Raw genomic sequence first — 13,812 nt, 5'->3', positions numbered from 1 at the left:
TTAATTTGAGGTTATTTTACATCCACACCTTTGCCTTCTAGTGTGATGCTATCTGAAGTTTTAAAATTAATGGCTTTTGCCACCTCTAAGGTAGACTTATCTTTGCTTTCAATCATTAATGACTCCCCTGCAACCAAAGACGTCATGTCTTTTTGGGTTAGTTTTAAGCCTTCTTTAGCGTCAAAAGTGATGGTGTGATCGGCGCTACTTTGTAGTGTAAGTAGCGGCTCTTTTAAGGTGAATTGCAACGCTAATGCTTGCTCTTTAAAAAACAATCCGCGCTGCTCATTTTTATCATCATATTCAAATGGTGGCTTTGCTTTGGGGTTATGACATGCACCTAAAATCACAGGGTAACGACTATCGCCCCCAATAAATCCAACCATTACTTCTGTATCTATGTCTGGGGGCAGAAACAACCCCTCTTCAGCTCCTGAGAAAGGACTGGCTAACCGTGCCCAAAGTGGTTTTTCACCACAGGCACTGGGTAATAAAACTGGGATACGGTGTAATGCTTGTGCATCGGCTTTAAATGCAGCTACTTTCCCTATTAATATTGGGGTATAACTTGGTTTAGCATAGTCTGACCAAATACTTAGCGTTAAAGGAACACCCAGTATGAATTCACTAAACCAGCCATCACTCGACAAATGGTGATGAATTTCACCCACCACATAATCACCACTATATTCCTTTCCCACTCCAGAGAGTGTCAGTGCATCTAAATGCTTGACTTTAGTAAGCGCTTTTTGCGCAGACATATCTATACGTACATGCCCTTGGTACATATCGAGTAATCGATAATATTGCTCAGCACCGGCTTTAGCCGCCAACTCTAATTTTTCAATAGGTGCTTGTGATAGGCGTAAAGTATCAGGTAAAGCCATCGCCGTATCTGCATCACTGTGAGTTTTAAACTTAGCAGCCGGCATGACTGGATCAGCATTGTCGTAGAGTTTTTGTTCTTTTATATCCCAACTACTGTATTGCAGTTTTTTAAGATGCGAACTCACATCACAGTGCAAAGCGAAATCAACACAGCCATCCATTGCCACGTTAAATTCATGCGCAGTGGGAGTGTGTTTTGCCAAATCAACAACGTGATTTTTGCCATCGTTAAAAAATGCAAAACCATTGCACAGCACTCGGCGCATAAACACCGCCCATGGCTGTTCATCCACCACTAAAAATTGGTGATGTTCAATTTTACTGGCCGCTATAGTGCCAGGCGTTGCACCGTATGTAGTGAGTAAATCACTGAGAATATCGCCGTCTTTGGCTTTTTCATCATAGAGTTTACTCATGGCACTTTGACACAGCTTAATTGTATCGGCTCGAGCTTCAATATGCATAAATGGTTGCCGTTCAAAGCCTATACCTTGAGCAGTAATAACACCGCTAAATAGCACACTTTGTTCGCCATCACCAAAGCCGGCTTTTAGCTCTATCGCTTTACCCATAGTGAATAGCCCTTCATCAGTTTTAGCAAAGGTTTCTTTGGCCATATCACCGTCGTCAATTACTAAACTCAGATGCGCAATTTGATTAACGCCGTTTTTTACAGTTGCTTCTCGCAAGGCAAATTTATCACTGATTTTGTTGCCCTCTACGGCAATGGTATATCGCAAATCCATACTAACGCTCCAACGGAGGATAAATGATTTGCGTACCCACCTCAGCGCTACGAATAGAAGGTAGACGATTAACCATCGCCACCTGATGTACAAACTGTTGGTTGCCGTATATTTTTGCACTTTGTACAAGCACCGAACTGCCCGCCTTATGTTGAATAACATGAGTTAAGTCGGGAGAACTTTTACCTGATTTAAGTTTCATTTCTTTTTCAGATAAACACTCCACCACGCAACAATGAACTTTGGCTTTTAAACGGCGTCCTTTGTTATCTACCAGTTCAGTTTCTACTTTAGTGGTGCATAACATGCCATCAAATGTCCCACTTGGGCCATGATTAAGTACCATATTCAATGGTTGGACTGTCACATAAGTGGGTTCGTGTGTTTCACTCTGAACTGCGGTGCCATACTTCAACAAAGTTTGGATGTTTTTTTCTGTTTCTATGTTCCCTTGCAACTTTGCTAGTAATTCGGTGGGTAAATCAATAATGGTGTCATCTAGCAAAAAGGTCACCGATAGCTTTGAAGGCGAAGACTTTTGATATTGGCTTGCGCCGCTTTCGGCGCCTATCGTTTGTGATTTTTGAATACTGTTGGAATAGCTGGTTTGCAACGATTTTGCATCATACGCAAGTGTCATCTCAGCCAGCTGGTTACCAGAGCCACGCTCTATTTTACTATAAAAGGTCACTTTACATAGCGGTGACCCAGCCGCATTTGCACCAATACCTATCATTTTTATGGCCTTTTTTGTTTAGTAAATTGCTGAAATTGCTTGTCTATGTAGCGTTTTAAAGATTTTTCGATTTGTTCAACTTGGTTATTAATAGTCCCAGTATTTTCGCCTGTGCTAGTACTTTGTGATTGCGGCCTATCGCCATCAGGTTCACTTTGTCCAGATAAACGAGCTTTAACATGAATCGCATCACATTGAATTTCCATTAGCATCACCTTGTCTTTAATGTGTTAAGTAAAAGGAATTGGCACTGTCACCAAGTTTTGATAGCTAAACGTAATAGACTCAATGAGTACATCGTTACGCGTTGCATCTAGACTGTCCCACTCCCAACTTTCCATAAATGCGCGAGTGACTAGCCATGCTTTTGTGGGTAGGTTGTTATCGCTAAGTAAAGTGATCAAAATATCGTTGCGAACCGCAAACTGATTCCACTGCGGCAAACTAATAAAGTTTGTTAATTCCAAGGTGCTACCAGTGCGCAGTACACCACGTTTCAAAGTTAAGGTGCGCGATTGTTTATTACTGCCTACCGTTGCTCGATTACCGTCATACTCAATGTTGCGATTAACTTTTAGGCCACTGATTTCCTTAAAAAAATATCTATCGGATTCGGTATAGCCGCTGATGTAATTAGCGCAGCAAAGCGGTATCCCACCATAGGTGTTGTTAGTTCTTGAATCATAGTAATGTCCAAAAAGGGCACTAACGTGCCCAAGACAAGGAGAATAAAATTAGTGGAATTCGATCTTAATATCATCGGCCATCATTTCTAACGACTCCACACTGGCTTCGTTTGAGCCACCATTAATACTTGGCGCTGTAAGCTTTTTAGGAAAAGCATTAATCACCTTCCAAGTAACCAATGGCTGTGAACGGTCTTCGTTAGTGAGTGAAATAGTAATGTCTTTTTTATCAACCAAATTTAAGCTAATTGATGAAATCCAATCATAAAACTGACTCTTTTGACGCACTAAACCTCGTTTAAGTGTGATATTCACATCGGTTGATTGCCCAGGCATGTGCTTTTTGCCGTAACCATCTTTGTAAGTAATGGTTTCAACACCAATGTCTAAGCCCGACACTTCAGAAAACGGAATACTCTCCTCACCAAAACTAACGACAAATCGATATACCGGGATCGGGTATTCTGCTGCAATATCTGCTGCTGTAGTAGCCATAAAAAACTCCAAAAAATAATAATTTTAGTGCCCAAGTTACAATAAAACTTAGGTAAATAAGTAAATTAAAAAGGCTGATTGAGAAAACATAAAACGTATAAATATGACCCCCAACCAACCTTGGTCGGGTTCGTTAGCCTTCTAAGCTCTTATGTGAGAAGGTTAATACAATAAACTCAGCAGGGCGTACCGCAGCTAAACCAATTTCTATATTCATTACACCATTATTGATGTCGTCTTCGGTCATGGTTTGGCCAAGGCCTACGTTTACAAAGAAGGCTTGATCTGGGGTCTCACCAAAGAAAGCACCTTGACGCCATAAATTCTCAAGGTAACTTTCAATCATGGTTTTGAGCTTTAACCAAGTGAAAGGCGTGTTTGGCTCAAACACCGCAAACTGTGTGGCTTTTTGAATTGACTCTTCCACTAAGTTAAATAAACGGCGAACCGATACATAGCGCCACTCATTGTCATTACCAGCAAGAGTACGTGCACCCCAAACCAAAGTCCCTTTACCAACAAAGGTACGAATCGCGTTGATTGATTTACCAGAAATGGCATCAACGTTAAGGCTCTCTTGCTCAGTGCTATCAATAGCAAGCGTTGGCGCAAGCACTTGCGATAAAGCTACGTTAGCAGGTGCTTTCCATACTCCGCGTTCTTTGTCGGTTTTAGCGATAATACCCGCAACGGCAGGTGACGGAGGCAATACGAGATAACTTTTTGCTAACGCCGCCTTAGCTTGATTATAAATTTGCGCGTTATAATCTGTATTTGTACTGTCATCATTACCTAGTACAGATAGCATCACATCTTTGTAAGTTATAGGGTCTGCTGTTTCATCTTCTACCACCTTAACAGTCACGTTTGCTTCATCGTAACTGCGTGCGATAGTCGTCTTTAAATATGGGTAGTAAGATGCACCATATTTTAAACCCTGCGTTACTTTGGCGCGCAAACGTTCAGAGTCATGAACAATTGCAGTAGTCCCAGCAGGCGTTTCTTGCATTTGCACATCAACTAATGCAAAACGGTCCATGCGTTTTTCTGCATGTTTAAGCGCCTTATTTTGCACCTCGTAGTGGCCAACTTCGTCTAAACCAATTGCTTCTGGAGATGAAATAAGTGTTACTTCATCAACCTTATTTAAAAGGTCAATGCCAGCGCTATAAGACTCTTTTGACGCAAGTGTACCTGCCATACCAATAGAAACGACATAACACGCCCCACCACCATTAGCAAAAAAGTGACTAACTGCTTGATGAAGAAAGAACTTAGCACCTTCTAGTTTTGCAAGATCATCAGCAACAGCCGCTACATTGGTAATATCATAACCTTTAGAGCTAGGCATTAGCGTAAAGCTCTCTTTGTATGGGCCACCAAAGTTTGCTTCAAACTGCACCATGCTAGTAATACGCACTGGCATGTTTAAAAAGTTGGCAGCATCACCGGCTTCATTAAGTTGAGTGGTATGACCAATAAATGCTGGAATAGCCGTTGCCACCTCTGCGACTGACGGCGGTAGAATTGATTTTTCTCTAACGTAGACGTCAGGGGTTTTATATTGAGACATAGTATTTCCTTTAGTTAATAGAACGCATTCTTAAACGCCGAAATGGCAAGAATTAGGGATTGAGCACCAAGCAAGCCTTTTATCAATGCCTACCCACCAAATAAAATGGATAAACGCCTGGCGGATCCTACTTAGTACTCAAAAGACTTTATGGGTTAACCCACGGCTCCGCCTCATCAGTCACAACTGATGGCAAAATAATTGAAACTTACTTAGAAGAAAATTTGAGTTACCTCACAACCAGCTTCATCTGTCACGTTAAGGCCTGTTAACCTTTTAAGATTACAGCTTGTTCTATCTAGGGACGATTAATCGCGTTGCGAGGTTTATAACCTAGTGGGCTCGGTAACTGATCTTGCGTTACCCTATTGGCTTACATCCATGTAACAATAAATTGAAACCAAGCAACAAAGAGTAAATCGCCCCTAGGGCGAACCCAAAGGGCTACACATGTTTGGTTTTTTATACTGCGTTATCGCCTATTTATAGGGGATAACGCAGCATAGGCGCTGCGCTGCGTTGCCTACAAACCAAACATACCGCTGTAAATTCAACCTCGAAAGGTAAACAGCCCTAATAACAAGTTTATTTATATTGTGTTCAGAAGACGTTGTTCGATAAGAAATGTGAAAACTAATTGAAATATAATTTTGTAATGCATTATTTTATAGTTAGCGAGAAACACCTTTGAGTTTTTCAACGGTTCGTAAGCCCGCTAACCCCAACATGGCCAAAGTAAGCTCCATCATGACGTCGAGTGGTAATTGTGGAGTACCAATCTCTGGCAACAACCACTGCAATATAGGATTAATAACAAAGGCAAATAAAAAGCCAAGGCCGCACACCCACATTAAAAAAGGCCGGGCACCCGCCACAAATAAACTACGGTGAGATGCTTGCACTTGATTAATTTTTGCTTGAACTAAATTAGGTTGCTGCGCTACACGTTGTTTGAGAATATCTAAATTTAGCGTTTCTTCATCACTAGTAAATAACTCATCTAGTATTGAGCCGATTGCGTTAATAGGCTCTTGTGCTTTGGAAGAAAATAAAACCGATAACAGTCCCATCATTTATTCTCCTGCTTAAAATTAAATATGCTTTTTTGCTGATGAAGAGTAATAACGCTCCACGAACTAAACAACTGTAAGCTTTGTCTGCCCTGCATCAGTAAACTCAATAGTAATATTGATCATAGGAACGGGATCGGGTACACCTTGTGGACTTTGCGCTGGTTTTGAAATTTGTAGTAGCGCCATTATTTGCGTGTCTTTGGTGACTAGCGCTGTTTTAGACTTACCTTTAACCGTTAAATTTGGCTTACCAGAAATGACTTTACCCATCGCAATACCGCCCTTAGAAGCAGCGTTATCGTAGTTTGACTGAAATTTTTGCAACCACTGTTTTACATCATCCTCAGTGAGCACTGCTTTTTTACCTTGTGAGAATTTGTTTTTAGTCGCAGTTGGAATTTTATCACTGGTTTTTACTAGCTGCTGGGCGCCATTAACTGTAATTTTAATCGCAGCACCATCCACACATACAAGCGGCATAACCATCCCTTACTCAAATAAAATAAATTGCATACCTGAACAGACGCGTGAAAAGTAAAAATGTGAAATCCAACATTATCACAATAAATGAAAGTACAATCATGTAGGAAGTTTAAGGGGTCAGGAAAGAAGTCAAGGAAGCCAACGGGTCTTATAAGGAGCCAGGGTCTTAAGAGGTCAGGGTCTTAAGGGGTCAAATCGCTTGCTTCATAATACTGTCAAAAATAGCATCTAATTGTTTTGAAAATTGCTTATCTTCTCTGCGCTTTTTCCTTATTTGATGAGTAATAAAACTCACAGAGCCACTATGACCAAGGTTAAAATACTCTGCAATATTACTTAACTTTTCAGCCAAAACCTCTTGGCAAAAATACATGGCAACTTTACGTCCTTCAAATCCTTTGCTTGGCCCTTTAAGCACACTGGTAATTTTAGATAGCGGGCAAGCATAATAATCAGCAACCGCCATAACCACCTCATTCATTGTGATATTCGGTTTTAGTTGCTGTAAAACCTCAGGTTCGGGGCTATTTATAAGCTGAGTATTTTTAAGCCAACGTTTAAAACCATCACTACCCAAAACCGATGCAATATTACCTTTGTCGTAAAAGTCAGTGAGTTCATCACTGCTACCTCGTAATACATAAGCTTTGTACTGCTTAAACTTGTGACGATGACCCAGTATTTGATAAGTAAAGTCGCGCGTAAGCCATTCTGGTGGTTTTACTTTCCCGATATAAGCTGGGTAGCTCGACCAAGAATAGTGCGCTAAGTCATCCACCAGCGGCATAGTCATATCAATAGGATTACGATGGATATAGCGGCTTAATTGCAGCAAATACTCATCTTTTTCGACCAATATCGCTTTGTACCTCCCACGAAATAATGGCCCATCGGTATGCTTCAACTTATTATATCGCTGAGTATAAACCCCATTAATATGGCGCATAACACGGCCTAAATTCGCTTTGGGTGTTTCAATCAACAAATGATAATGGTTCGTCATAAGGCAATACGCATGAATAACGCAATCAAAGCGCGCTTGTGCTTCACCCAATGTGATTAAAAAGGCTTGAAAGTATAATTCGTCGTGAAAGGTATTTTTCCGTCCGCGCCCACGGTTCATAACATGATAAAAAGCATGTTCGTACTCAATTCGTTGTGGCCTTGGCATTTTGAACTACCTGTTTTAATAATACTCCTTTGAAGGTAGTCGACCTATATCATGAAGCAAGTGATTTGACCCCTTTTTCTTTTTCAGACTTTTCATGGCATTTTGAACTACCTGTTTTAATAATACTCCTTTGAAGGTAGTCGACCTATATCATGAAGCAAGTGATTTGACCCCTTTTTTCTTGAAGGTAGTCGACCTATATCATGAAGCAAGTGATTTGACCCTGACGAATCCCCACAATTTGATACTATAAATCAATAAAGTAGCTTAAAAAACAGTTGAAGTGCACAGCCAATTTTGATCTTATATGTTTTTTCCGACCAAAGAAATTACAGAGTAAATCGACTATGCACTTGGGTAAATTATTACATAAAACTTTTTCTAATACAGCGGGTATTATTGATAAGCGTAACCACTGCACATTAATGAAAGCTGTAGAAACACTCTGCCAACATAAGTTCTTATCCATTGCTGCTTTAGGGCGAAAACTAAAGAGCAATGCGAAGGTTAAACACAATATTAAACGAATAGATAGGTTATTTGGCAACCCTCGCGTCCAGCATTCTCGCTACCATTATTACCAAGAAATTACTCGCCGCGTTATAGGTCAAATTAGGCGCCCATGCGTGACGATTGATTGGTCTGGGTTAACACCTTGTGGCGAGTTTCATTTATTACGAGCAGCAGTGCCAGTTAAAGGTCGAGCAATGACAATCTATGAGCAAAGTTTTCGTGAATGTGAATACATGAAGCAAAGCGTGCATAAGGATTTCCTCAAAACACTTAAATCAATATTACCTTCTGATTGCAAGCCGATCATCGTTACCGATGCAGGATTTCGTAACCCTTGGTTTAAATTAGTGCTTAAATTTGGTTGGGATTTTTTAGGCAGGGTGAGGCATCAAACACAATATCAAAAGCCAGAAGATGATACGTGTTGGTCACCAGTAAAAACACTTTATTCTAAAGCGACAGCAAAACCCGCTTATCTATTTGAAACACAACTCGCTAAAGCCAATTCATTGAGTGGTCACTTTTACTTGTTTAAATCAAAGCCTAAACAAAGAAAAAAGAAAAATCTTCGAGGAAAAACGATTCGTTGCAGCGTAAGCTTGAAACATGCTAAAGGCGCCACGGAGCCATGGTTATTATTTACCTCACTGTGCAATATTAATTATTCAGCACAAGATATGGTTAAAATTTACAGCCAGCGAATGCAGATAGAAGAGTCCTTTCGAGACTTAAAAAACACGAGTAATGGTTTGAACTTACGTCATTGTCGTAGCTATGAAAAAGGCCGTTTGAATGTCGCATTATTGATTGCATTAATTGCTAATTTTATCCTTTGGCTAGCAGGTTTAACGGCAAAAATATTGAATGTGCATAGAAGCTTTCAGGCGAATACGATAAAGAATAGAAACGTGCTGTCTAGCTTTAGTTTGGGGACGCAATACTTCGAAAAATTTGGTTATAAAATAAAACTGAAAACTTTTTTAGAAGCACTCAAGCAATTAAATAAGGATTGCCGTGAGTGCTTGTAGCTCATTAGCAATTGTGGGGATCCCTCAGGATTTGACCCTGACGAATCCCCACAATTTGATACTATAAATCAATAAAGTAGCTTAAAAAACAGTTGAAGTGCACAGCCAATTTTGATCTTATATGTTTTTTCCGACCAAAGAAATTACAGAGTAAATCGACTATGCACTTGGGTAAATTATTACATAAAACTTTTTCTAATACAGCGGGTATTATTGATAAGCGTAACCACTGCACATTAATGAAAGCTGTAGAAACACTCTGCCAACATAAGTTCTTATCCATTGCTGCTTTAGGGCGAAAACTAAAGAGCAATGCGAAGGTTAAACACAATATTAAACGAATAGATAGGTTATTTGGCAACCCTCGCGTCCAGCATTCTCGCTACCATTATTACCAAGAAATTACTCGCCGCGTTATAGGTCAAATTAGGCGCCCATGCGTGACGATTGATTGGTCTGGGTTAACACCTTGTGGCGAGTTTCATTTATTACGAGCAGCAGTGCCAGTTAAAGGTCGAGCAATGACAATCTATGAGCAAAGTTTTCGTGAATGTGAATACATGAAGCAAAGCGTGCATAAGGATTTCCTCAAAACACTTAAATCAATATTACCTTCTGATTGCAAGCCGATCATCGTTACCGATGCAGGATTTCGTAACCCTTGGTTTAAATTAGTGCTTAAATTTGGTTGGGATTTTTTAGGCAGGGTGAGGCATCAAACACAATATCAAAAGCCAGAAGATGATACGTGTTGGTCACCAGTAAAAACACTTTATTCTAAAGCGACAGCAAAACCCGCTTATCTATTTGAAACACAACTCGCTAAAGCCAATTCATTGAGTGGTCACTTTTACTTGTTTAAATCAAAGCCTAAACAAAGAAAAAAGAAAAATCTTCGAGGAAAAACGATTCGTTGCAGCGTAAGCTTGAAACATGCTAAAGGCGCCACGGAGCCATGGTTATTATTTACCTCACTGTGCAATATTAATTATTCAGCACAAGATATGGTTAAAATTTACAGCCAGCGAATGCAGATAGAAGAGTCCTTTCGAGACTTAAAAAACACGAGTAATGGTTTGAACTTACGTCATTGTCGTAGCTATGAAAAAGGCCGTTTGAATGTCGCATTATTGATTGCATTAATTGCTAATTTTATCCTTTGGCTAGCAGGTTTAACGGCAAAAATATTGAATGTGCATAGAAGCTTTCAGGCGAATACGATAAAGAATAGAAACGTGCTGTCTAGCTTTAGTTTGGGGACGCAATACTTCGAAAAATTTGGTTATAAAATAAAACTGAAAACTTTTTTAGAAGCACTCAAGCAATTAAATAAGGATTGCCGTGAGTGCTTGTAGCTCATTAGCAATTGTGGGGATCCCTCAGGATTTGACCCCTTTTTTCAGACTTTTTTCTTGAAGGTAGTCGACCTATATCATGAAGCAAGTGATTTGACCCCTTTTTTCAGACTTTCAGACTCCTTTTCAGACTCCTTTTTATATCATGAAGCAAGTGATTTGACCCCTTTTTTCAGACTCCTTTTTTCAGTGATTTGACCCCTTTTTTCGTATTCTTTTGGTTTTTCTACTTGTTCATACATAACTCAAACCTTTTTGAATTAGCTTTATTCGTTGTTATAGGCTTTCTTCAATTGCCTATAACAATTGGGCTAAAAGACGTTTTAATGGGTTTTAGGTTTTGTTATAGGCGTTTTATACATAAACTACATCGTTTTTAAGTCCTGCAACCACCATGAATTATATGTCTTTTCTAGCTCAGTAACATTTGCACCATATGCTTTAGCGGTAGTTGTATTCTTATACACATGGTCATTTGCTGGATTATATACTTTCACATCGCCCTTGAAAGGCCCCCAAGGATATGAATCACTTTTGCTAGAATTTTTCGAGTATGAAATTATTTGAGCATTAGCTGGGTGATTTCCACCACCACCCGCTTTTGGCACTATATGATCAACCGCAGCTAGGTCAGTTGATAAATCACCAGGACTAAGCAGTCTTGAGCCATCATTATCGTCACTTAAAAGATCAAAAGATCCGATTAATGTTTCTTTTTTAACAGTTTTGGTTTTATTATTACCTAAAAGACTATGTCTTTCACCACTCGAAAATAGTTCCCCCGGACCAGATCCTGCCCACCCAGAACCAGTATATTGCGACCCTTCTATCGGTACTAAAAAGGCCTCGCTCTTAACCCGCTGTTTTACTTGTGATTGTAATCTCCGCTGCGCAACAGAATTAACAATAGCTATACTTTTATTCTCTTTGGACTTTTCTACTTGTGCATACATATTTACAAACCTTTTTAAATTGGACTTTAGCGATTGTTATAGGCTTTTCTTTATTGCCTATAACAATTGAGCTAAAAAGCGTTTTAATGATTTTTAGGTTTTGTTATGGGATTATTTTGGCATTTGAAAACGCTTAGTAGGTCCCCAAATAGCAGGGAACTGATCATGTAAATACTTTATTTGTGCCGCAGCTGCTCCACCATAATTCATTGCGTTAGTTGCGGTTTCATATGCCTTGTTATTATCAGCTACTATGACTATATCATCTGTAGCAAATTTCGGATTGAATTTGGTGAAATTATCCCCTCTGCTCATATTTGATTTTGCATCGATTAACCTTCCGTTACTGTCCAATGCTCCGCCTCCCAAATTCGCTGGAACGATATGATCTACCTGCCCCACAAGATGAGTCACATCAGAAGTGGGTACCAAACCGCTACCATCCAGTTCATTTACTCCTATACGAGTTGAGTTAAAGTTTACAGCCACAACCCCATCTTTATAATACGTATCCTGATTAGTAAACCCCGATTTAGGCGCAGTATCTCCATCATGCGTTCCGTTTCCTTTCACGGAATAACATACTCTCTGAAGAGTATCCCCCGGTCTCGAATTGTCCTTTTTCTTGATAGACTTATCGACCAATTCACTATTTATACTCTTTAATTGTCTACGGCTTTGGCTGACCATTGTATTTTTTTGCAATATTGACAAGGAGCGATTATCCACAAATCCAAAACCCTGGCTAGAATTCCTTTTTTCTGTCCAACATTATTAGCAATTGTCGTACTTTTGTTCTCTTTCATCTTTTCTACTTGTGCATACATATCTCAAACCTTTTAATTTTTATTCAGTGGTTGTTATAGGCTTTCTTTATTGCCTATAACAATCAGGCTAAAAGACGTTTTCAATGGCTTTTAGGTTTTGTTATGGGCTTCTGTGGTAAAGGCTAAATTCAGTGCCTGTTTTTTTGATTGGGTGTATATTAACTTTCATAAAACCTTCTCAACGAGACGAACTTGTGGCTTCAGTTCTTTTATTAAGTCTTTACTTTTATGTAAGTGGACACTAAAAACATCTTTATCTACTTTCATAATGTCGTTCTGCTCTGATTTACCAGTCAATTTATTACCCTGTGGGGCACCGCCCTCACCTCCTCCGTTAACTTTTGAATAGTCCAATAGCTTCGAAGCATCACCTGAAAATTTAAATTCAACAAGCACATCATCTTTACTACTCTTTTTAGATTTATCAAAATAGTGCATTGCCTGACCAAGAGAGCCTCCATGACCAAACAGAATATCTTTCAAATCACCACTGCCTTTGTAATTACTCCAATCGGCTTTAGGCATGGTTCGATAAATAACAAGTTTCTTCTTACGGCCACTGGCAGAACCACCAAAGCCATCGTCAGTTCTTTTAAATTGCCCGTCATGATGGGCAATACCGGCTATATTGTGGAAACCCAATAGAGAGAGTTTGATGTCTTGTGTCACTTGTCTGTATAAATCACTTCTGTCAGCGAAGCTTGTACGGTTATTGTGCTTTCTAAGGGATGCTCGAATGTCAGCTTCGAATGGAGACACGCCTATACTGAGGTCAACAGTGTAATAGGCGTTGACTGCCTTATTAGTATCTCCATTGGTTCCTTTTTTAAATATATTATCTTTAAGCTCTGACCAGGAGTTCAACCGAGGCTTTACGTCTTTCTCAATATCACTTACCAGAACATCATCTGCATGACCTTCCCACTTGTCCCCAATTAATATTTGGCGTTGCAATACTGTAGTACTCAGCCGGCCATAACTAATACTTGGAATATTCGTTTTCCCAAGACTACCTGTAACCTCACCTACTTTTAACTGTATCGATTTAAGACTATCATTAACGGTCTCTTTCATTTTTCTTTTAGAAGTTGCGTCAGACCTATTATCCACAAACCCAAAACCTTGCTTCACATCACTTTTCTTTTGAGTAACAGAATTAGCCACAGCCCTACTTTTGTTCTCTTTCGGTTTATCTACTTGTTCATACATATTTCAAACCTTTTTTAATTGGGTTTTTTCGATGTTATAGGCTTTTTTATTGCCTATAACAATCCCAGATACACCA

The 13,812-nt window shown here is 39.5% G+C and carries 14 protein-coding genes; 2 read left to right on the top strand and 12 right to left on the bottom strand.

Features of this window, described 5'->3' with window-relative positions; genetic code table 11:
* Positions 1–11: 11 nt before the first annotated feature.
* The 9 genes from P4S65_RS06635 to P4S65_RS06595 form a co-directional block, all read right to left on the bottom strand.
* A complete protein-coding gene (locus P4S65_RS06635) occupies positions 12–1,634 on the bottom strand; it encodes a phage baseplate assembly protein V (RefSeq protein ID WP_337119784.1) in 1,623 nt (540 codons plus the stop codon).
* A gap of 1 nt (position 1,635) precedes the next feature.
* Positions 1,636–2,370, bottom strand: coding sequence for a CIS tube protein (locus P4S65_RS06630; protein WP_007377696.1), 735 nt, complete (start codon positions 2,368–2,370; stop codon positions 1,636–1,638).
* Between the two features lie 2 nt (positions 2,371–2,372).
* On the bottom strand, positions 2,373–2,576 hold the full coding sequence (locus tag P4S65_RS06625; protein ID WP_007377697.1) for a hypothetical protein: 204 nt from the start codon (positions 2,574–2,576) through the stop codon (positions 2,373–2,375).
* Positions 2,577–2,600: 24 nt separating this feature from the next.
* Positions 2,601–2,930 carry a phage tail protein gene (locus P4S65_RS06620; RefSeq protein ID WP_337120735.1) on the bottom strand — a complete coding sequence of 110 codons (330 nt, stop codon included), beginning with the start codon at positions 2,928–2,930 and terminating at the stop codon, positions 2,601–2,603.
* A gap of 174 nt (positions 2,931–3,104) precedes the next feature.
* Positions 3,105–3,551, bottom strand: a complete 447-nt coding sequence (locus P4S65_RS06615; protein WP_007377699.1) for a phage tail protein — start codon at positions 3,549–3,551, stop codon at positions 3,105–3,107.
* 133 nt (positions 3,552–3,684) lie between these two features.
* On the bottom strand, positions 3,685–5,124 hold the full coding sequence (locus tag P4S65_RS06610) for a phage tail sheath family protein (RefSeq protein ID WP_007377700.1): 1,440 nt from the start codon (positions 5,122–5,124) through the stop codon (positions 3,685–3,687).
* A 671-nt stretch (positions 5,125–5,795) separates the two neighbouring features.
* A complete protein-coding gene (locus P4S65_RS06605) occupies positions 5,796–6,197 on the bottom strand; it encodes a 3TM-type holin (RefSeq protein ID WP_007377701.1) in 402 nt (133 codons plus the stop codon).
* A gap of 63 nt (positions 6,198–6,260) precedes the next feature.
* Entirely contained in the window at positions 6,261–6,677 is a 417-nt protein-coding gene (locus tag P4S65_RS06600; protein ID WP_337119783.1) for a hypothetical protein, read from the bottom strand.
* A gap of 193 nt (positions 6,678–6,870) precedes the next feature.
* The gene (locus P4S65_RS06595; protein ID WP_198403005.1) at positions 6,871–7,851 is read right to left on the bottom strand and encodes a transposase; all 981 of its coding nucleotides are present in this window, start codon (positions 7,849–7,851) and stop codon (positions 6,871–6,873) included.
* Positions 7,852–8,198: 347 nt separating this feature from the next.
* On the opposite strand from P4S65_RS06595, the gene P4S65_RS06590 reads away from it, so the two are divergent.
* Both P4S65_RS06590 and P4S65_RS06585 read left to right on the top strand, forming a co-directional pair.
* The gene (locus tag P4S65_RS06590; protein WP_337119363.1) at positions 8,199–9,392 is read left to right on the top strand and encodes an IS4 family transposase; all 1,194 of its coding nucleotides are present in this window, start codon (positions 8,199–8,201) and stop codon (positions 9,390–9,392) included.
* Between the two features lie 161 nt (positions 9,393–9,553).
* Positions 9,554–10,747, top strand: a complete 1,194-nt coding sequence (locus tag P4S65_RS06585) for an IS4 family transposase (protein ID WP_337119363.1) — start codon at positions 9,554–9,556, stop codon at positions 10,745–10,747.
* Between the two features lie 365 nt (positions 10,748–11,112).
* Here the strand turns inward: P4S65_RS06585 and P4S65_RS06580 are convergent, their stop codons facing one another.
* The 3 genes from P4S65_RS06580 to P4S65_RS06570 form a co-directional block, all read right to left on the bottom strand.
* A complete protein-coding gene (locus P4S65_RS06580) occupies positions 11,113–11,700 on the bottom strand; it encodes a hypothetical protein (RefSeq protein ID WP_096792392.1) in 588 nt (195 codons plus the stop codon).
* A gap of 111 nt (positions 11,701–11,811) precedes the next feature.
* Positions 11,812–12,429, bottom strand: coding sequence for a hypothetical protein (locus P4S65_RS06575; protein ID WP_337119782.1), 618 nt, complete (start codon positions 12,427–12,429; stop codon positions 11,812–11,814).
* A gap of 263 nt (positions 12,430–12,692) precedes the next feature.
* Positions 12,693–13,736, bottom strand: coding sequence for a hypothetical protein (locus tag P4S65_RS06570; protein ID WP_096792390.1), 1,044 nt, complete (start codon positions 13,734–13,736; stop codon positions 12,693–12,695).
* Positions 13,737–13,812: the final 76 nt, after the last annotated feature.

Source organism: Pseudoalteromonas sp. B131b (assembly GCF_037162545.1).
GTDB classification, from domain to species: domain Bacteria; phylum Pseudomonadota; class Gammaproteobacteria; order Enterobacterales; family Alteromonadaceae; genus Pseudoalteromonas; species Pseudoalteromonas fuliginea.
The sequence above is the reverse complement of the archived record's forward strand: the minus strand, read 5'-3'. Positions and strand labels throughout refer to the sequence as shown.

Bases quoted from the DNA above. Each gene is read 5' to 3' on its own strand.
- P4S65_RS06595 (WP_198403005.1), bottom strand. From the start codon at position 7,851: ATGCCAAGGCCACAACGAATTGAGTACGAACATGCTTTTTATCATGTT.
- P4S65_RS06590 (WP_337119363.1), top strand. From the start codon at position 8,199: ATGCACTTGGGTAAATTATTACATAAAACTTTTTCTAATACAGCGGGT.
- P4S65_RS06635 (WP_337119784.1), bottom strand. From the start codon at position 1,634: ATGGATTTGCGATATACCATTGCCGTAGAGGGCAACAAAATCAGTGAT.
- P4S65_RS06570 (WP_096792390.1), bottom strand. From the start codon at position 13,736: ATGTATGAACAAGTAGATAAACCGAAAGAGAACAAAAGTAGGGCTGTG.
- P4S65_RS06585 (WP_337119363.1), top strand. From the start codon at position 9,554: ATGCACTTGGGTAAATTATTACATAAAACTTTTTCTAATACAGCGGGT.
- P4S65_RS06600 (WP_337119783.1), bottom strand. From the start codon at position 6,677: ATGCCGCTTGTATGTGTGGATGGTGCTGCGATTAAAATTACAGTTAAT.
- P4S65_RS06610 (WP_007377700.1), bottom strand. From the start codon at position 5,124: ATGTCTCAATATAAAACCCCTGACGTCTACGTTAGAGAAAAATCAATT.
- P4S65_RS06625 (WP_007377697.1), bottom strand. From the start codon at position 2,576: ATGGAAATTCAATGTGATGCGATTCATGTTAAAGCTCGTTTATCTGGA.
- P4S65_RS06605 (WP_007377701.1), bottom strand. From the start codon at position 6,197: ATGATGGGACTGTTATCGGTTTTATTTTCTTCCAAAGCACAAGAGCCT.
- P4S65_RS06615 (WP_007377699.1), bottom strand. From the start codon at position 3,551: ATGGCTACTACAGCAGCAGATATTGCAGCAGAATACCCGATCCCGGTA.
- P4S65_RS06580 (WP_096792392.1), bottom strand. From the start codon at position 11,700: ATGTATGCACAAGTAGAAAAGTCCAAAGAGAATAAAAGTATAGCTATT.
- P4S65_RS06630 (WP_007377696.1), bottom strand. From the start codon at position 2,370: ATGATAGGTATTGGTGCAAATGCGGCTGGGTCACCGCTATGTAAAGTG.